A 19,425-nucleotide genomic window follows, 5' to 3' on the forward strand; every position below is an offset into this window, starting at 1 on the left:
CTGCCGGGGGCGGCGGCGGGTGCGGATTACTCCCTGGGGAGTACGTGCGGCGACTTCATGTCACAGCCCGGTCTGACGACAATCTTTCCGCCTTTGGTCTCCCGCAGATCGGCCTCGTTCATCTCGGTCATGAAACGGGTGGAGCCGCAGATCACGACGATACGCGGGAGGCTCAGCAGCTTCTTCGCCTCGGCGAGCTTCTCCTCGGGGGTGAGCAGTGGCGGGTAAGACACTGGGTCCTCCTGGGAGTGTGGTCCAAGGGGTGCCCGCGGAGACGAGAACGAGGGTTTCCAAGATCGTTTTGTGACGAACGACGTGGACACCCTCGCGACAGAACTCTGTGCGCCGGCCGACGACATACTGAAGGAGCATCCCGACCTGGCGCCGTGGCGCCCGCCGATCGGCATTGCGTCCCCTGGGACTACCTACCGGCGAGGATCGCGAAGGCGCCGAATCCGGCAGATGGTGTCATCCTGCTTGATCGCCATCCGGATCTTCCGCCAGAGCGAGGCCCCGGCGGTAGCCCGGACTACCGGGAGCCCGCCACAGGCTGCCGCTTGTAGAAAGACTCCTCCAGGTAGGCGGCCTCGTGCGGCTGGTAGGGCTCCTCCAGGTAGGCGGCCTCGTCTTCGTCGAGTTCCACGTCCACCGCGGCGACCGCGTCGGTCAGCTGGGCCGGCTTGGTGACCCCCACGATGGGCGAGGTCACCGCCGGGTTGCGCATGACCCAGGCCAGGGCAACCTGGGCCGGGGACAGACCCCGCCTGCCCGCGATCTCGTGGACGCGCTCGGCCACCGCCTGGTCCTCGTCGCGGTAGAGGATCTTGCCGCCCGCGTCGGTCTCGGCACGTGCCGTGGCGGTGTCCCGGGCCCGCGTCAGCCTGCCCCGCGCCAGCGGGCTCCACGGGATCACGCCGATGCCCTGGTCGGCGCAGAGCGGGAGCATCTCCCGCTCTGCTTCCCGGTGGATGAGGTTGTAGTGGTCCTGCATCGACACGAACCGGGTCCAGCCGTTCAGGTCAGCCAGGTACAGGGCCTTGGCGAACTGCCAGGCATACATGGAAGAGGCCCCGATGTAGCGGACCTTCCCGGACTTGACCGCGTCGTGCAGCGCCTTGAGGGTTTCCTCGATCGGGGTGTCGTAGTCCCAGCGGTGGATCTGGTACAGGTCGATGTAATCGGTCCCCAGCCGCTTCAGGGACGCGTCGAGCTCGGCGAAGATCGCCTTGCGGGACAGCCCGGCGCCGTTCGGGCCGGGTCGCATCCGCATCCAGACCTTGGTGGAGAGAACGACCTCCTCGCGCCGGGTGAAGTCCTTGACCGCCTGGCCGACGATCTCCTCGCTGCTTCCGGCGCTGTACCCATTGGCCGTGTCGAGGAAGTTGACGCCGCACTCGAGGGCCTGCTTGATGATGTCCCGGCTGGCGTCCGCGCCCAGCGACCAGGGCTCGCCGCCACGGTCCGGCTCGCCGAAGCTCATACAGCCGAGGGTTATGGCGGAGACTTCCAGTCCGGTCGTTCCGAGCTTGATGTATCGCATGCCGCCGAACCTAGGAGTTGGAGTGCACTCCAGCGCAAACATGTCTCGGTCTGGAATTGGGAGGCGTGGGGCATGTGCGCCCTGTCAGGTCGTTTCGGCCAGACGCACCAGAGAACCCAGTGGTAGCGAGTAACAAACTGCCAATTCGCGGCCGAGCGCGTGGGGCATCACTCAGCCCCCGTCGGCAAACCGCCCTCGCGGGTCCGGGCGGTGGTATCGCGGCGCTCGCGGCGGCGCCCCCACCCGCGAGATCTCTCAGTCCGGAAAAGGGGCGTCTGTCCGGCGGGCCGCCTCGCGCCGAGGTCCGCTGCGGCCCCCTCCGGCCGCGCATTGTCCGCCAGCCACGGGGCAGGCGTCCCTTGTTGTAGTCGCTCTTGTCGAGCAGACCGTACGCTCCCGTCGGACGGCACTCGTATCGCTTCTCATGGGTGTCGTAGTACCGCTCTTGAGGCGGCACGGCGTGTCGGTCCTGAGGTGACAGCGTCGAGGTCCTGGCGGAGGAATCCGGCGAAGCCCTTCATCGGCTTCGGTGTGTCCGCCGAGTCAGCTCCTGTGTCGGCAGTTCGAGCGCCTCGAACTCCGGCACGGTGAGTGGGCGAGGCGTTTCGGACCGCAGGACGGCGATGGTCCAGGAACAGCCCGCCCACGTGGCTTGCTGGGCGGGTCCGGGCACGACGCCGATCAGCTTTCAGCGCACGACAGCCGTGCACCACTCGCGGTTGTCTTGCTGTTCGAGGACGAGGACACGCTTCCCGCCGAACTGCGCGATCGTGCGCGCCGCCGCGAGACCGCCCATACCCGACCCGATCACCACCACCACGTCGGCTTCCTCGTCCGACACCATCCGCAACCCCCAGTCATCCGCCCCCCGAGTGCTCAGATTGACCGAACCGGCTTGACGTCGACTGAATCATCAGTGGAGGCCACCCGGAACCAGGTCCCGGCCCCATTCCATTCCCGTCCAGTGCGACCTCATAGCTTTGCGCCGCGCGTGAGGGTACGGAGCCGTGTCGTTCTCGCTGAATTCGTCCGCCGACCCTCCACGGTCGCCGCGGTGGCGCCTCCGGTTCGTCGACCGATGTGTCCGGACACTTCCGTCGGTCGACGTCACGCCGACGGACCTGTCCCGCAAGCGCGGTTCGAAGAAGTGGTCGCCGGCCGGACGGTGCGGAAGAACCCGACACCCGCTCCGGTTCCTGTCGGCCGTCATCCGAAGGAGAGGTTGGTCCATGGTGAGCGGGAATCCGACGATCGCGCTCGCGCACAGAGCCTTTGCCGACAGCAGCGGCTTCAACGCCGTCGCCAAGCGGCCTGTCGCCGACGGCCATCCAGTGGTCGCCGCACCGAATCCGCTTCGAGAACTCACCTTCGACGCGGCCAACGCCAGGGCACTGCTGGAGAGCGAGGCGGCGCCGCTTGCCCATGGAAAAGTCTTCATCCTGATTCCGCAGGTCACGGGGCTTGGCGAAGCCGTGCTCGACGGCGGTGCGTTCGCGATTCAGCAGGCGGTTCGCTTCCTTCTCCGCGCCGGTGAGGCGGTGGTTGCGGGTGGCCTTGCGGCCGGTGATGATCACCGGGTCGTCGGGGTCGTCGTCCAGGCCGATGAAGCCGAGGTCGGCCAGGGTCCCGAATCCGGCCTCGCGCAGATGGCCGGTGATCTCGTTGCGGCGGGCCGCGGTGATCCCGCTGGACCGGCCGGGCCTGGCCGCGGAGATCCAGATCAGGTTGCCCTTCTCGTCGGCCGGTGCGAGAAACAGCGGGCCATGGGCTTTGTGCTTGCCGGAGAAGTTCTTACAGCTCGACCACGTGCGGCCCCTCGGCCGGATCGGCCTCCTGCGACACGGGGCGCGGGCGGCCGTCGATCAGCTCGTACGTGCGCCGGTAGCCGAAGGGGATCTTGCCGTGGGGGCGGCCCTCGCCGGCTGCGGAGTTCACCCCACGCAGCGTACGCACCGACAGGAGCCGAGCCTCCTTCTCGGCGTCATTGATGCCACTGATCAAGGAGTGCCGGTCACCGTAGTTGCGTGGGTCGAAGGTGCGGTCCAGGCTGGTCACGTGGATCAGGTATCCGCCCGCCTCCGCCGCGTCGACCAGGGCCACGCCCTGGCCGGCCTCACGGGCGAGCCTGGACACCTCCCACAGCACGAGCACGTCGCCGGGCTCGCCGAAGGCGCCGGACGTCAGGTCGGCCAGCAGCTTCTCGAAGTCGTCGCGCACCTTGGTCGCGAACTTGGAGGGCGAGCCGGTGTCCCTGCACGGCTCGCCCCGCGTTCACGGACCGTGATCGGCTTCGGTGGCGATATTGTCGCGGTGCTGGTCAGTGATGCTGCACGCGGTCTTGCCCTTGCCCTCGGACACACACAGGTACTCGCGTGCCGCCCTTGTCACGGTTCCCGTGGCCAGGGCCCCTCCCCGTCCCTTACGGTCGCGTTATGTCACCTTCACAGTCACCCGTAGGTGTGATCATGACCGTGGACGACGACCCGGGGGTCTCCCGTGCCGTCGCCCGGGACCTGCGGCGCCGCTACGGGGCGTCGTACCGGATCGTGCGCGCGGAGTCCGGGGACTCGGCGCTGGAGGCGCTGCGGGAGCTGAAGCTGCGCGGCGACCTGGTGGCGGTGATCCTGGCCGACTACCGGATGCCGCAGATGAACGGCATCGAGTTCCTGGAACAGGCCCTGGACGTGTATCCGGGCGCCCGGCGCGTGCTGCTGACCGCGTACGCGGACACCAACGCGGCGATCGACGCGATCAACGTCGTCGATCTCGACCACTATCTGCTCAAGCCCTGGGACCCGCCGGAGGAGAAGCTCTACCCGGTCCTGGACGACCTGCTGGAAGCCTGGCGGGCCAGCGACTACAAGCCGGTGCCGGCCACCAAGGTCGTCGGGCACCGCTGGTCGGCCCGGTCCTCGGACGTGCGGGAGTTCCTGGCCCGCAACCAGGTGCCCTACCGCTGGTACTCGGTCGAGGAGCCCGAGGGGCAGCGGCTGCTGGCCGCGGCCGAGGCCGACGGGGACCGGCTGCCGCTGGTGATCACACCGGACGGTACGCCCCTGATCGAGCCGGAGGCCCCGGAGCTGGCCGCGCGCGTGGGGCTGGCGACGACGCCGACGGCGGACTTCTACGACCTCGTGGTCATCGGCGGCGGCCCGGCCGGGCTCGGCGCGGCGGTCTACGGAGCGTCCGAGGGACTGCGGACCGTGCTCGTGGAACGGTCGGCGACCGGCGGGCAGGCCGGTCAGAGCTCCCGCATCGAGAACTACCTGGGCTTCCCGGACGGCGTGTCGGGCGCCCAGCTCACCGACCGGGCCCGGCGGCAGGCCCACAAGTTCGGCGCGGAGATCCTGACCGCCCGCGAGGTGACCGGCCTTGAGATCAACGGGGGCGCCCGGGTCGTGCGGTTCGCGGACGGGTCGGCGGTCGCGGCGCACAGCGTGATCCTGGCGACCGGTGTGCAGTACCGGCAGCTGGAGGCGGAGGGCTGCGTCGACCTGACCGGCTGCGGGGTCTTCTACGGCTCCGCGCTCACCGAGGCGACCTCCTGCCAGGGCCAGGACGTGTACATCGTCGGCGGCGCCAACTCGGCCGGCCAGGCCGCCATGTACCTGTCCCGGTTCGCCAAGTCGGTGACCCTGCTGGTGCGCGGCACCGATCTGTCGGCCTCGATGTCGTACTACCTGATCCAGCAGATCAACGAGGCCCCGAACATCTCCGTGCGCAGCCGGACCGTGGTCGAGGCGGCGCACGGCGTGGAGCGCCTGGAGCAGCTCACCCTGCGCCATGTGGAGACCGGGGACCGGGAACAAGTCGAGGCCCAGTGGATGTTCGTCTTCATCGGGGCGGCGCCGCTGACCGACTGGCTCGGTGACACGGTGCTGCGTGACGGACGCGGGTTCATCCTGGCCGGGCCCGATCTGACCGTCGACGGACGGCCACCGGCGGCCTGGGAGCTGGACCGGCCTCCGTACCACCTGGAGACCAGCATTCCCGGCGTGTTCGTGGCGGGCGACGCACGCGCCGAGTCCGCCAAGCGCGTCGCGTCCGCCGTCGGAGAAGGAGCCATGGCAGTGATGCTCGTCCACCGGTACCTGGAGCAGTCATGAGCGGGCAGCCGATGCCGTGCAGCCCGCAGGAGGTCGGCGCGCTGTTCCTGTTCGAGAAGCTGGAGCCGGAGCAGCTGGGGCGGCTGTGCGCCGCGGGCCGGGTGGAGCTGTTCCAGCCCGGTCCCGTCTACACCGAGGGTGAGCCGGCGACCTGTTTCTACGTGATGATCGAGGGCACGGTGGTGCTCTCCCGGCAGGTCGGCGGGGACGACATCGAGGTCACCCGGACCTCGCAGGCCGGCGTGTACGCGGGCGCCATGCAGGCGTACCTCGGGGACCGGGTGCGGCAGGCCTACAACAACTCGATGCGGGTGACCGAGCCGACCCGGTTCTTCGTGCTGCCCGCGGACACGTTCGCGGACATCATGCGCGAGTGGTTCCCGATGGCCGTCCACCTCCTTGAGGGCCTGTTCTTCGGTTCGAAGAACACCCAGGCGGCGATCGGGCAGCGCGAACGGCTGCTGGCGCTCGGCTCGTTGTCGGCCGGACTCACCCACGAGCTCAACAACCCGGCCGCGGCGGCCGTGCGGGCCACGTCCACGCTGCGCGAGCGGGTGGCGAAGATGCGGCACAAGCTCGCGATCATCGCCGAGAGTCCCTTCTCGCGCGAGCAGTTGGCCGGTCTGATCGAAATCCAGGAGCGCACCGCCGAGCGGGTCGCCAAGGCACCGGCACTCAGTCCGCTGGAGGCCTCCGACCGCGAGGACGTGCTCACGGACTGGCTGGAGGACCACGGCATCGACTACGGCTGGCAGCTCGCGCCGACCTTCGTCCAGGCCGGTCTCGACGTGGACTGGCTGGAGCAGGTCGCGGCGGCCGTGGACGAGGAGATCCTGCCGAACGCGGTCGGCTGGCTCAACTACACCATCGAGACCGAGCTGTTGATGAACGAGATCGAGGACTCCACCACCCGGATCTCGCACCTCGTGGACGCTGCCAAGCAGTACAGCCAGCTGGACCGGGCGCCCTACCGCGAGGTGGACGTGCACGAACTCCTCGACAGCACGCTGCTGATGCTGTCCGGGAAGATCGGGCAGGACATCCACGTGGTCAAGGAGTACGACCGTACGGTCCCGCCGGTGCCGGCCTACCCCGCCGAGCTCAACCAGGTGTGGACCAACCTCATCGACAACGCGGTCTGCGCGATGAAGGACGGCGACGGCGGGCGTGGCACGCTGACCGTGCGGACCGCCCTCGACCACGAGCAGCTGCTGGTCGAGTTCCGGGACACCGGGAGCGGGATCGCGCCGGAGATCAAGGACCGGATCTTCGACCCCTTCTTCACGACCAAGCCCGTCGGGCAGGGCACCGGCCTCGGTCTGGACATCTCCTGGCGGATCGTCGTGAACAAGCATCACGGCAGCATGCGGGTGGAGTCGGTGCCCGGGGACACCCGGTTCCAGGTGCTGCTCCCGCTGACCGCCGAAGCATCCGAGTCACCTGAGTCACCCGAGTCATCTGAGGAGACGGTATGAGCGGCGACACCGCGATCGACACGAACGTTCCGCCGAGCGGTGCCGGGTGTGTCGAGTGCGACAAGGCGGGGGGCTGGTGGTTCCATCTGCGGCGGTGCGCGCAGTGCGGGCACATCGGGTGTTGTGACGACTCGCCGGCGAAGCACGCGACGGCGCACTTCCATGACTCCGGGCATCCGGTGATCCGTAGTTACGAACCGGGCGAGGGCTGGTTCTGGAACTACGAGACGGAGGAGCTGTTCGAGGCCGGGCCGGAGTTGGCGCCGCCGGAGAGTCATCCCGCGGACCAGTCGGTGCCGGGTCCCGCGGAGCGGGTGCCGGAGGACTGGGCGCGGGTTCTGCGGGGCTGAGCGCCCAAGGGGGTGGGGGTTCTGTGATGGGGCGGCTGCGGGTTCGTTGTGGCTGGTCGCGCCCACGCGGCGGAGCCGCATGTCGATACAGCCCCGCGCCCCTTGGTTTCTCGGGTGGTCCCTTGTCAGGATGTGGGCGTGTCGCAGAGATCGTTTAACACCCCACTGATCGGTCGGGACGATGAGCTGGCCCGCCTTGCCGGGGTGCTTCGGCGTGCCCGGGACGGCAGTGGGCAGGCTGTGCTGGTCGCCGGGGACGCGGGGGTCGGGAAGACGCGGTTGCTGGACGAGGTGGCGGCGCGGGCCGTCGCGGGCGGGGCCGTGGTCATCACCGGGCACTGTGTCGATCTCGGTGATGTGGGGCTGCCGTACCTGCCGTTCACCGAGATCCTCGGTGTGCTGGCCGCCGACGAGCGGTTCTCCGGGGTGCTGGCCGCGCATCCGGTCGTCGACCGGCTGCTGGGTGCCGCGTCGGACTCCTCCCGGGACGCGGACGCGCGGCTGCGGCTCTTCGAGGGGGTGGCGGGGCTGTTCGCCGAGCTGGCCGCCGTCACGCCGCTGCTGCTGGTCCTGGAGGATCTGCACTGGGCGGACCAGTCCTCCCGGGATCTGCTGCGGTTCCTGCTGAGCCGGGGTGTGCTCCCCCGGCGGCTCGCCGTGCTGGCCTCCTACCGGTCCGACGACCTGCACCGTCGGCATCCGCTGCGGCCGTTGCTCGCCGAGCTGGTACGGCTGCCCGCCGTGGACCGGCTGGAGCTGCGGCCGTTGGCCGATGCCGAGGTGGCCCGGCTGGTGCGGGCGCTGGAGGAGCGTCCGCTGTCGGACGCGACGGTGCGGGGCATCGTGGAGCGGGCCGAGGGCAACGCCTTCTACACGGAGGAGCTGGTGGCCGCCGCCGACGCGGACGGCATGCCGACCGGGCTGGCCGATCTGCTGCTCATCCGGGTCGAGCAGCTGTCGGAGACGGCCCAGCAGGTGCTGCGGACGGCCGCGGTGGCCGGGCGCCGGGTCGGGCACGAACTGCTGCGGGACGCGGTCGGGATACCGGAGGAGGAGCTGGAGTCGGCGCTGCGCGAGGCGGTCGGGCGGCAGCTGCTGGTCGCGGGCGACGAGGACACGTACACCTTCCGGCACGCCCTCGCGCGCGAGGCCGTCTACGCCGATCTGCTGCCCGGGCAGCGGTCGCGGCTGCACGGGACGTTCGCCCGGCTGCTGGCCGCGCGCGGCGGCGGGGCGGAGACGGCGGCCGAACGGGCGCACCACTACCGGGAGAGCCATGATCTGCCCGAGGCCCTGGCCGCGTCGCTGGAGGCCGCCGATCACGCGCGGCGGGTGGGCGCGCCCGCCGAGGAGCTGCGGCGGCTGGAGACGGTCCTGGACCTGTGGCCGGCGGTGGCTCCCGACGCACGGCCCTCGGGCGAGGGGCTCGACCCGGTGACGTTGACGCTGCGGGCCTCGGCCGCGGCCGCGCACGCCGGTGATGTGCACCGGGCGGTGTCGCTGACCCGCTCCGCGCTGGCCGGCACCGGTCAGGACGCCGATCCGGAACTCGCCGCCCGGGTCCGGTACACCCTCGCCGGGAACCTGATGACCGTCGACAACCTCGCGGCGGCGTTCGCCTACAGCAGCGAGGCGCTCGCGATGATCCCCGCCGAACCGCCGTCGCGGACCTGGGTGTGGGCCGCGTCCACCCATGTCATGGCGGCCCGGCAGGTCGGGGACGACGCCACCGCGCTCCGGGTCGCCCGGCAGGCTCTGGAGGCCGCCGACCGGATCGGCGCCACCGCGGCCCGGGCCGAGCTGCTGATCTCCCTGGCCCGGCTGGAGGACGGCGCCCGCGGCACCGCGAAGGGGCGCGAACTGCTCCGGGAGGCGCGGGAGTTGGCCCGGTCGGCCGGGGACGCGCCGGTGGAGATGCGGGCGCTGTACAGCCTCGCCATCGGCTGCTTCGAGTCCGGTGAGTTCGAGGAGTGCCTGCCGTGGATCACCGAGGGGCTCGACCGGGCCCGGCGTTCGGGGCTGCTCTCCTCGCCCTATGCCTCGGAGCTGCGGTACCTGCGGCTGCTGGTGCTGTTCACGCTGGGGCGGTGGGACGAGTGCGCGGCCGCGGCCGACCGGGACGGCGTGCCCGGGTATGCGCAGGGACCCGCGCTGTACGTCGCGCTGGCCCGGGGCGAGTCGGATGTGGCCGAGCGGGCCGAAGCGCTGCTCGGGGAGCCCTTCGACTGGATGGGCCGGCTCGTCGGGGGCATCGTGCTCGTCGACGAAGCCGCCCTGCGGGGCGATGCGGAGGAGGCCGTGGCGCGGGTGCGGGAGTCCGTCGCGTCGTTGGCCGACCGGTTGGGGCGGGCGCCGTACGTGTCGGTCCGGCTGGCGGCGCTCGCGCTGGCGGTGGTCGCGGACCGGGCCGTGGAACTGCGCGGCACCGGGGGCGAGGAGCCTTGGACGGACGTCGCCGACGAGTTGGTGGAGCTGGCCCGGGAGACGGCGGTGCGGCAGGGGCCGGAGGGACAGGCCTGGCTGGCGCGCGCGGAGGCGGAGCGGGCCCTGGCCTGGTCGGGGCCGGACGTGGCGGCCTGGGAGAAGACCGTGGCCGCGTTCGCGGACGGCGATGTGTACGAACGGGCCCGGGTGCGGCTGCGGTACGCGCAGGCCCTGCTGGCCGACGGCCGGCGTGCCGAGGCCGAGGAGCAGGCGGCAGCGGTACGGCGGACGGCCGTGGCCCTGGGCGCGGTGCCCCTGCTGGAACGGCTCGACAGGCTGGTACGGCCGCCCGCGGAGGCCGACCGGGTCTCGCCGCTCACCGCCCGTGAGCAGGACGTGCTGAGCCTGCTGGCGCTCGGCCGCAGCAACCGGCAGATCGGCGAGGAGCTGTTCATCACCGGCAAGACGGCGAGCGTGCATGTCTCCAACATCCTCGCCAAGCTGGGCGCCGCGAGCCGTACGGAGGCGGTGGCGATCGCCTATCGCGAAGGCCTGATCACCCCGGAGCCGTCGGCCCGGGGGTGATCAGGCGCTCACGCGGGTTCAGCGGTCGCAGTCCAGACCGGCCAGGTCGACGGAGTCGGCCATGGCCTGCATCCCCTTGTCGTTGGGGTGGATGTGGTCGCCGCCGTCGAGGAACGGCAGCATGCGGGCCTGGTCGTAGGGGCTGCGCAGGATCCGGTCGAAGTCGGCGGTCCCGTCGAACTCCCCGCTGGTGCGGATGTAGTGGTTGACCTCCTGCCGGACGGCCTCGCCCGCCGGGTCCCACTCCGGCCAGCCCTCGAACGGCCCGACGGTCGAGGCGACCACGCACTTCCCGGCCGCGTGCGCCCGCCGCGCGATCTCGCGGTACCCGGCGATCAGGTCGGCCGCGGTGACCCCGGTGTGGGCCTTGATGTCGTTGACCCCCTCGAAGAGGAAGACGGTGCGGACGCCCGGCTGGCTCAGGACGTCGCGGTCCAGCCGGTTGAGCGCGGCCTGTCCGGCGCCGTCGGCGAGGACCTGGTTGCCGGAGATCCCCTCGTCGGCGACGCCCTTGACGTCGGTGTCCGCCTTCTGGAGGCGGCGGGCGAGGTAGTCGGGCCAGCGGCGGTCGAGGTCGGTGGTGGACGCCCAGCCGTCCGTGATGGAGTCGCCGAGCGCGACCACCGCCCCGGTGGCCGGGTCCGGCGGCCGTACCGAGACCGAGTCCAGGTACCACCAGGAGCCGGTGGTGTCGGTCCAGTTGGCGGCGCTCTCCTCGGCGGTGTGGTCGCCCTGGGTGACGTAGGACGTCTGCATCGCCATGCCGTGTCCGGTCGCGGGGCCGGCCGCGTCGGGGGTGTGCAGGCTGACGACCAGGTTGCTGCCGGCGGGCAGGGTGCCGGGCAGCGGGTCACTCCAGGCGGTGGCGCCCGCCGGGACGGTGACCGTGCGGGCGCCGTCGAAGGTGAGCCGCTTGTTGCTGCCCGGCCTGAGGGCGGCGCCCCGGCTCTGCAGTCCGGCGTAGACGCTGTCCAGGGTCAGCGGCCGGTCGCCGAAGGCGTTGGACAGGCGTACCCGCAGGCCGCTGCCGGCCGCGCTGGTGTGCACGACCAGCCGGTAGGCGCGGTCCGCGGTGCCCTGTCCCAGCCGGTCGGCGCTGGCGCCCCAGGTGACGACGCCGTGCCGGGCGGAGGCGGCGGCCCCGGAGGAGGGCTCCCAGGTGGGCGCCGCCTCGGCGGGCCCGGTCTGGCAGGCGACCGTCGTCAGTAACACGGCGGCGAGGCTCAGCAGTCGCGCGAACCGGCCGGTCACCGCGCGAGGTCCTTCAGGGTGACGGACTGGCCGGGCTTGAGTGTGACCGTCCGGGTCGTACTGCCGAACGCGACCGTGGTGGTGCGGCCGCCGACGCTGCGGATCCGGGCCTCGGTGGGCTTTCCGTCGCGCCAGCGCAGGTCGACGACGAAGCCGCCGCGCGCGCCGGCGCCGGTGACCGAACCGGCGGCGGCCCAGGCGTCGGGCAGGGCCGGCAGCAGTTCCAGGTGGCCGGGGCGGGAGTACAGCAGCATCTCCGCGATCGCGGCCGGGGTGCCGAAGTTGGCGTCGATCTGGAAGATGCCCCGGCCCCCTCCCATGTCCATGATGTCGAACAGGTTCGACGCGCTGCCGTTGCTGCCGTTCACCGACGGCTTCAGGTTGTTCACGACGAGTTGGTAGGCCTTCTCCGCGTTCTTCAACCGGGCCCAGCACAGGCTGCGCCAGGCGTTGGACCAACCGTAGCTGTCCATGCCCCGGGCGGTCAGCAGAGCCGTCGCGCCGGCGAGGATGTCCTTGGGCGTGGAGTCGTCCGGGCGGATCCGGTCGCCGGGGAAGAGGTTGATGAGCGGCGAGAGGTGGCGGTGGGTGGTCTCGCCGAGGTTGTCCGGGGACATCCACTCCTCCAGCCAGCCGGTCTTGGGGCTCACCACCGGCAGGTAGAGGCGGTCGCGGAGCCCGCCGACGGTGCCCGCGTATCCAGCATCCCTCTTCAGCTCGGCCGCCGCAGTACGGAAGTTCCCGAACAGGGTCCAGACCAGTTCCTGGGCGTAGGTGATGCCCTTGGCGTCCAGCGGCCCCTGCTCCGGCGACCAGTCGCTGTCGGCGATCAGCACCTCCCTGCCGTCGTCCAGGGTGGTGGTGAGCAGCCGCGCCTCCCAGAACTCGACGGCGCCCTTGAGCAGCGGGTAGATCTTCTCCAGGTGGGCGCGGGACTGGGTGAACTCGTAGTGCTCCCACAGGCTCTGGCAGAGCCAGGCGTTGCCGGCCGGGTGCCACCACCAGCCGCCTCCGCCGTAGGGGTTGGTGGAGATGGCGACGGTCCAGCCCGCGACCTTGCCCCGGGAGTTGCGGTAGCGGTTGCGGGAGTCCTGGAAGAGCCGCCGGGTGGTGTCCTGCCAGGACGGGAGCTGGTCGACGCAGTAGTCGGTGAAGGCATCGAAGCACGGGGACAGACCCACCCGGTCCGACAGCCAGTAGTTCATCTGGACGTTGATGTCGGTGTGGTAGTCGCCCATCCAGTCCGGGTCGTTGCCGTCCAGCCAGAGGCCCTGCAGGCCCATCGGGAGGCTGTCGCGCGATCCGGCGACCATCAGGTACCGGCCGAACTGGGCGTAGGCGGCCTCCAGTTCGGGGTCGGGGTCGCCGGTGGCGGCGCGGGCCTGGACGCGCGCCCAGGTGTCCAGTTCGCGCTGCTCGGCCGTCGAGGTGCCGAGGGTGAGGTCGAACTGCCCGAACAGCGCCCGGTGGTCGGCCGCGTGGGTGCGCAGCAGCGCGTCGGCCGAGTGCTGGGCGGCCGCCCTGACCTTGGTGCGGGCCAGCGCCACCGGGTTCACGGAGGGGGCGCGGTAGCCGGCGGCGGCGTCCGGGGCGTAGTTCGTGCCGCCGCTCAGTACGACGGTCAGCTCCCGGCAGTCCGCGAAGGTGATGTGTGACCCGCTCACCCGGACGCTGCCGCCGCTGCCGTACGCCTTGACGGCGGCCCCGTACTCCAGCCCGTTGGCGAAGGACCCGGCGAACGACTCGGCCGTGCCGCCGGTCTCGCCGTGGGTGCCCTCGAGAGTGATGGTGCCGGTGTAGCGCCCGCCGCCGTCCTGGCCGAGGTGCAGCACGATCACGTCGTCGGGGCGGCTCGCGAACACCTGCCGCCGGTAGGTCACTCCGGAGCGGACGTACGAGGCCGACACCACGCCGTTGTCGAGGTCGAGGGTGCGCCGGTAGCCGGAGACGGCGCCCAGGTCGTGGTCGGGGATCTCGACGGTGAGCCGGGCGAGCAGGGTGAGGGAGCCGAAGTCGGCGCGGCCGTAGGGGAACTGGCCGTCGGAGTCGAGGGTGTCGTTGAGCCCGCCGGTCCACAGGGTGGCGTCCGTGACGAGCAGCAGCTCACGCCCGGAGTCGTTGCTCGCGAGCGCACCGAGCCGCCCGTTGCCGACGGGCAGGCCCTGCGTGATCATCGACCCGCCGTCGGCGGGCGCCTGCCACCAGAGCTGGTGACGGGGCGTGGTGAGCGGTTCGGTGGAGCGCTGCGCGGCGGCGGAGGCGGTGAACGAGGGAAGCGAGGCCAGGGCCCCGGTGGCGGCGGCCAGTGCCAGAAAGCCGCGTCTGCTGGGGTGGTTGTCCATGGGGTTCCAATCCAACGTCCGTGAGGGGAAGCGCCCCTTCAGGGGCGCGGGGAACTGCGCGACCAGCCCCCACCGGCCCGCAGTTCCCCCACAACGCACTTTCCGAAGCGACCGACTACCGGGGCGACTTGGGAACGTCGATCCGGTCCACGTCCGGCGCGTACCCCGACCCGCTGTCGAAGCTGACCGTGTTCGCCCCGGCCTTCAGAACCACCGGCACACTCACCGAAGCGACGGTCCCCCAGTCCCCGGTCGACGGGAACTTGTGACTGGTCCCGCCCCCGGAGTTCGCCGACACGACTGCCGACCGCGAGTCACCACTGACGTACGCGACCTTCACCAGGTACGTCCCGGCCTTGTCGACGACAACGTTGTTGAAGGTCAGCTTCCCGCCCTGGTAGAGGTTCCCGACCTTCTTCTGCCCGGAGCACGCGTCGCACCCGGCGACCGACGCGTTGCCGCTCAGCGTGTTGCCGCTCGCCTCGGCCTCGTAGCCGGTGGAGGCCAGCGCGCTGCCCTTCGGCGTCACGGTGAAGAGCCGGGAGCCGTGCGCCGGCAGCGCCTCGGTGATCTTGTTCTGGAAGCTGCCGAGGTTCTCCTTGTTCCACACGTCCCGCACCGACGCCTTGCCGCCGAAGCCGAGCGCCGTCCAGTCGGCCGTGACCGCCGAGGGCGAGTCCGCGAGGTTGAACAGGGCGACCGTGTACGTGCCGTCGGCGTTCTTGGCGGCCCAGACCTGCTGCGGGTCGGACGGGGTGACCGGGCGGGCCGGCGGGTTGCCGCTCTGGTCGATGCCGATGACCTCGCGGTTGGTCAGCAGGGAGACGCCGTAGTCGTCCAGCTTGGTGAGGTCGTCACCGGTGAACAGGGGCGACTTGGCGATGGCCCAGAGCGTGGCGTAGCTCTGCCGTTCGGCCTTGGTGAGGCCGTCCATGGCGCCGTTGCCGACGTCGAGGGAGTCGAGGTCGTTCCAGCCGCCGGGGCCCGCCTTGTCGGTCCAGGCCGGGGTGTCGTCCCAGCGGTCGTCGACGGAGTTCTCCCAGCTGACGAGGGTGTTGCAGTAGCACTCGACATCGGTGTCGATGCGCCAGCCGTTGGTGTACTTCTGCCAGTCGGCGGCGTGCCCGAAGTCCAGGGACCAGGAGGCCTCCAGGTGGATCGGGCGGCCGGTGGCGGCGATCGCCCGGTGCCAGGCGGCGACGTCGGCGACGTTGTTGTACTGGTCACCGCTCTTGCCGGAGCCGGGGCCGACGCCGTCGAGCTTGAGGAAGTCGTAGCCCCAGCCGGCGATCAGCTGGGCCTGGGAGTCGATGTACTTCTGTGCGCACGGCTTGTCGAAGTCGATCTTGTACGCGCTGTCCCAGCCGTTGGTGGTGCGCAGGTCGTCGTAGACGATGTCGGCCGTGGTGCAGCCGTCGGCGTTCCAGACCGGCGTCTTCCCGTCGCCGTAGGCGCCCTTCTCCAGGCCGGCCGGGAGGTAGATGCCGGCCTTGAGGCCCTTGGCGTGGATGCGGTCGGCGACGGCCTTCATGCCGCTGGGGAAGCGGGCGGGGTCGGCCTTCTGGCGGCCGTACTGGTCGTAGCCCTGCTTCCAGTTCCAGTCCATCCACCAGCCGGCGTCGATGTTGACGTATTCGTAGCCGTACTTCTTCAGCTTGCTCGCCAGGGCGTCGGTCTGCTTGAGGACGTTCGCCTCGGTGAGGTAGCTGTAGTCGCCCTGGTCGTTCAGACCGGGGTACTTGGACGACTGCATGCTCCAACTGGACCAGCCCATGTAGGGCTTGGCGGCTATCGGCGTGGAGGTCTCGGCCTGCGCCGCGGGCACGGCGGACGCGAAGGCGGCCGTCAGTGCCAGCACCAGGACGGTTCTCAGCCCGCGTACGGGCAGGACGGAATGCGAAGGTGACCGCATGGGTCCTCCAGGTTTCGGGGTCTCGGGCGGCTCAGCCCTGGCCCGTCGGAGTGGGAGAAGAGGTGATGAAGGACTGGATCGCGGCGGCCGCGGCCCCGCGCGCCCACTCCTCGAAGGGGAGCGGGCGGGTCTGTACGTCGCACTGCGCGGCGGAGCCGAAGGCGGCCGCGGTGAACGAGTCGAGGATCTGCTCGGCGAAGAGGTCGGAGGCGGCGAGTCCCTCGCCGGAGATGATCACGCGTTCGGGGCCGAACAGGTTGGCGACGGTGGCGATGCCGCGGCCGATGGCCGCACCGGCGTGGGCGTACACCTCCCGGGCTCCGGGCACGCCTTCGTGGGCGAGGGCCACGGCGTCGGCGGAGTCAGCGACCTGACGGCCCGTCACCTCGCGCATGCGGGCGACGATCGCGGCGTCCCCGGCGATCGCCTCCACGCAGCCGCGGTTGCCGCAGTGGCAGAGCGGTCCGGCCGGGTCGATGGGCACATGCCCGATCTCCCCCGCGACGCCATGGGCGCCGGACACCACCTGTCCGTGGACCACCAGTCCGCAGCCGATGCCGGCGCCGACGGTGACCACGGCGAAGTCGGAGAGTCCGACCCCCGCGCCGAACCACTGCTCGGCGACGGTCAGGGCGCGGACGTCGTTGTCGACGACGACCGGCAACCCCGTGGTCATCGCGGCAAGTTCGGCCAGGGCCACGTCCCGCCAGTCGAGGAAGGGCGAGTAGCGCACGACGCCCTCGGCGCGGTCCACGTCGCCGGAGACGGCGATGCCGAGGCCGAGGACGGGGGCGCCGAAGTCCTCGGCCTCGGTGCGCAGTTCGTGGGTGAGCTCGGCGACGGAGGTCAGGACGGCCCTGGCGGCGCGGTCGGTGACCGGCAGCCGGCGGGCCAGACGGATCCGGCAGCACAGGTCGGTGAGGACGGCGATGACCTCGTCCCCGGTCACCTTGACCCCGATGAACAGCGCCCGCCCGCCGTCCACGCGCACCAGGTTGGCGGGGCGCCCGAGAGCGGGCCGGGCCTCGCCGTCGGCGTCCTCGGCCAGGTACCCGGCCGCCAGCAGCGGCCGGACGGCCTTGGTCACGGCCGCCGGCGACAGGCCGGCCCGGCGGGCCGCCTCCAGCCGGGTGAGGGGGCCGTGGGACAGGACCGTGGTGAAGATCTGCGAGACGGCCGGCGTGTGGGCCGGGAACGTCTCGGCACGGGAGGTGGAGCGCATGGCCGGGAACTTAGGTGGCTTATTTTCCGCTGTCAATAAAAGAAACAGGAATCACCTGAAGGTTGACTGTGAGGCTCCAGTGGCCTTCAAATGGCGGGTGTGGCGGGGGCGTTGGCCCGTGTTCCACCGCTCTCGTTCCACCGCTCTCGTTCCATCACTCGTGTTCGATCACTCGTGTTCGACCAGGAGGACCGATCCGGGTACCCGGCCCCCCGACAGGGCACCCGGATCAGTGGCGTGGCGCGCCCGTCAGCGGCGGGCGGCCGGCGTGTTGGCGACCGTGACGTTGACCGCGGCCCAGGCCTGGTCGACCGTCCGGTACTCGACGCCGCTCGCGCCGTAGAGGTCCTTGGCCGCCTTCAGCGTCGCGATCCGCGCGTCGTGGAAGTCGGTCGAGGAGACCATGTACCGGGTCAGGGCGCGGTAGAAGATCGCCGTGGCCTTGGTGCGGCCGATGCCGGTGACCGTGGACCCGTCGTAGGTCGGCGAGTCGTAGGTGGTGGCGCCGATCGTCTTGCGACCGCTGCCCTCGGCGAGCAGGTAGTAGGCGTGCGAGGAGACGCCGGAGCCGGCGTGCACCTCGGCGTCCTCGACCTCGGGCGACCAGTAGTCGACGGTGCCTTCGAGGCGGTCGAGCGAGGGGTGGTCGAGGCGGCGCAGGAACTTCTGGGCGAGGCCCAGCTTCTCGCCGAGGAGGTAGTTCGGCGGGTTCTTCGGGTTGTTGGCGGAGAACTCGACGTTGGAGCCGAAGATGTCCGCCAGCGACTCGTTGAGCGCGCCGGGCTCGCCGAACTGGTTGCCGTCGTTGTCGACGTAGGTCGGTTCGAGCTTGGCGGTCGCGTCCACCACGCCATGGGTCAGCTCGTGCCCGGTGACGTCGAGGACGACCAGCGGCTTCTTGATCTCCTGGCCGTCGCCGTCGCCGTACAGCATGCAGCCGCAGGTCGGGTCCCAGAAGGCGTTGCCGACCTTGTTGCCCCAGTGGACCATGGCGCGGGCGGGCTTGGAGTTGTTGGCTATGCCCTTGCGGCCGAAGGTCTTCTTGTAGAAGTCCAGGGTCTTGGTGATGCCGTACTGGGCGTCGGCGGCGGCGCTGCCCCGGCTGCTGGTGGTGCCGTTGCCCCAGCTGTCGGTGGTGCTGGTGAACTTGGTGCCCTGGCCGAAGCTCTCGGTCTCCCTGCCCTTGGCGTCCCGGGTCTCGGTGCCGTAGCGGGTCGGGTCCTTGAGCAGGAAGCTCTTGCGGGCGGTCTGCGTGGTGGTGAGCGGGACCTTGCCGACGAAGAGGGACCTGCCGGAGCCGTGCGCGGTCGCCGGGTAGTGGGCGGCGGCCGCGGCGGACGAGCCGATGAGGGCCTGGGCCTGGCTGCCGATGCCGAGGGCCGGGTCGACGGTCTCGCCGCGCCTGCGGAGGGTCTCCAGCACCTTGGGCGAGAGGAATTCGTCGCTGTCCGGCGTGTTGCTGCGCACCTTGCCGGTCAGGGCGTCGACGACGACCGTGCTGGAGCCGTTCGCGCCGTCCACCGGCACCTGGTAGGCGAGGGCCGAGGCGCCGTCGCGGGCGTCCACCACGAGTTCGGCGGTGCCGGCGTCGCCGTCGGCGGCCGAGGCGGCCTTCTCCTCGGCCTGCCGGGCCGTCAGCTTCGCCTCGGTAGCGGCGGGTTTCACGGCGTGATCGGCCGCTCGGGTGACACCGGTGTAGGCCAACCGACGGGAAAGATGGACGACGAGGTCGCCGCCGAGCACCGGCATGCCCCGGTGGGTGCGGACGAAGCGGACATGGCGCGCCCCTTCGGGGTCGATCATCACGTCCTGGGCCCGGAGTTCGTCGCCCGCGCCGACACCGGTCGTCGGGGCGTGGGCGAAGGCGGCGGCCCGGGCCGCCTCCACCACCTGCGCGGATGTCGCGGCGGAGGCCGCCGACTGCTGTACCCCCGTGGTGGGACCGGCGAAGGCCGTACCGGCCAGGCCCGTGGCGGCGGTCGTCACGGCGACGGCGACGGCCACGCTGCGTATGTGCGCGCTACGCACTGATCAGGGTTCCTTTGTTCGGACGGCGGTCGAGGTCGTCGATCGCCGTGCGGCATGGCGCCCTGGGGCGCCAAGGGGGCTGGTCGGGCCCCGGCCCGCAACCCTTCCGGACGAGTCATGTCCATGTAAAGCTCGGTTCGTCGCTTTTCTTGCTTTTCGTGGCAATACTTTGCGAAACCGCATCGCATGG

General features: G+C 71.0%; 12 protein-coding genes and 2 pseudogenes. 4 read left to right on the plus strand and 10 right to left on the minus strand.

All coding sequences use genetic code 11. The annotated features are described in order from the left end of the window. Positions 1-38 precede the first annotated feature (38 nt). The 5 genes and pseudogenes from ACIPSJ_RS47145 to ACIPSJ_RS47165 all read right to left on the minus strand — a co-directional run. A pseudogene (locus ACIPSJ_RS47145) lies at positions 39-233 on the minus strand (hypothetical protein); the annotation flags it as partial. A 296-nt stretch (positions 234-529) separates the two neighbouring features. Next, positions 530-1,540: an aldo/keto reductase gene (locus ACIPSJ_RS47150; protein WP_401355736.1), complete on the minus strand. Its 1,011-nt coding sequence runs from the start codon at positions 1,538-1,540 to the stop codon at positions 530-532. Between the two features lie 688 nt (positions 1,541-2,228). Further along, positions 2,229-2,384, minus strand: coding sequence for an FAD-binding protein (locus ACIPSJ_RS47155; RefSeq protein ID WP_401355738.1), 156 nt, complete (start codon positions 2,382-2,384; stop codon positions 2,229-2,231). 13 nt (positions 2,385-2,397) lie between these two features. Next, positions 2,398-3,366, minus strand: a complete 969-nt coding sequence (locus ACIPSJ_RS47160; RefSeq protein WP_401356035.1) for a transposase family protein — start codon at positions 3,364-3,366, stop codon at positions 2,398-2,400. Then, positions 3,332-3,778 (minus strand): annotated as a pseudogene (locus tag ACIPSJ_RS47165) (recombinase family protein); the annotation flags it as partial. The gene ACIPSJ_RS47160 and the pseudogene ACIPSJ_RS47165, both read right to left, overlap by 35 nt. Before the next feature lie 194 nt (positions 3,779-3,972). Here ACIPSJ_RS47165 and ACIPSJ_RS47170 point away from each other — a divergent pair. The 4 genes from ACIPSJ_RS47170 (at position 3,973) to ACIPSJ_RS47185 (ending at position 10,480) form a co-directional block, all read left to right on the plus strand. Next, positions 3,973-5,646 carry an FAD-dependent oxidoreductase gene (locus ACIPSJ_RS47170; RefSeq protein WP_401355740.1) on the plus strand — a complete coding sequence of 558 codons (1,674 nt, stop codon included), beginning with the start codon at positions 3,973-3,975 and terminating at the stop codon, positions 5,644-5,646. Beyond that, entirely contained in the window at positions 5,643-7,121 is a 1,479-nt protein-coding gene (locus ACIPSJ_RS47175) for an ATP-binding protein (RefSeq protein WP_401355743.1), read from the plus strand. The genes ACIPSJ_RS47170 and ACIPSJ_RS47175 overlap by 4 nt, the downstream gene beginning before the upstream one ends. Beyond that, positions 7,118-7,471, plus strand: a complete 354-nt coding sequence (locus tag ACIPSJ_RS47180) for a UBP-type zinc finger domain-containing protein (protein ID WP_355720124.1) — start codon at positions 7,118-7,120, stop codon at positions 7,469-7,471. The genes ACIPSJ_RS47175 and ACIPSJ_RS47180 overlap by 4 nt, the downstream gene beginning before the upstream one ends. Positions 7,472-7,609: 138 nt before the next feature. Next, entirely contained in the window at positions 7,610-10,480 is a 2,871-nt protein-coding gene (locus ACIPSJ_RS47185; RefSeq protein ID WP_401355745.1) for an AAA family ATPase, read from the plus strand. A gap of 18 nt (positions 10,481-10,498) precedes the next feature. Here ACIPSJ_RS47185 and ACIPSJ_RS47190 read toward each other — a convergent pair whose 3' ends face one another. The 5 genes from ACIPSJ_RS47190 to ACIPSJ_RS47210 form a co-directional block, all read right to left on the minus strand. Next, on the minus strand, positions 10,499-11,731 hold the full coding sequence (locus ACIPSJ_RS47190; RefSeq protein ID WP_401355748.1) for an SGNH/GDSL hydrolase family protein: 1,233 nt from the start codon (positions 11,729-11,731) through the stop codon (positions 10,499-10,501). Further along, positions 11,728-14,073, minus strand: a complete 2,346-nt coding sequence (locus ACIPSJ_RS47195; RefSeq protein WP_401355751.1) for a glycosyl hydrolase family 95 catalytic domain-containing protein — start codon at positions 14,071-14,073, stop codon at positions 11,728-11,730. Before ACIPSJ_RS47195 ends, ACIPSJ_RS47190 begins: the two co-directional genes overlap by 4 nt. A 115-nt stretch (positions 14,074-14,188) precedes the next feature. Continuing rightward, positions 14,189-15,985, minus strand: coding sequence for a CBM35 domain-containing protein (locus ACIPSJ_RS47200; RefSeq protein WP_359213180.1), 1,797 nt, complete (start codon positions 15,983-15,985; stop codon positions 14,189-14,191). 31 nt (positions 15,986-16,016) lie between these two features. Beyond that, complete coding sequence (locus ACIPSJ_RS47205) at positions 16,017-17,207, minus strand: ROK family protein (protein WP_401355753.1); 1,191 nt, start codon at positions 17,205-17,207, stop codon at positions 16,017-16,019. Between the two features lie 249 nt (positions 17,208-17,456). Continuing rightward, positions 17,457-19,235: a M4 family metallopeptidase gene (locus tag ACIPSJ_RS47210; RefSeq protein ID WP_401355755.1), complete on the minus strand. Its 1,779-nt coding sequence runs from the start codon at positions 19,233-19,235 to the stop codon at positions 17,457-17,459. Positions 19,236-19,425 lie beyond the last annotated feature (190 nt).

Origin of the sequence: Streptomyces sp. NPDC090088 (genome assembly GCF_044747345.1) — a bacterium.
Lineage (GTDB): Bacteria > Actinomycetota > Actinomycetes > Streptomycetales > Streptomycetaceae > Streptomyces.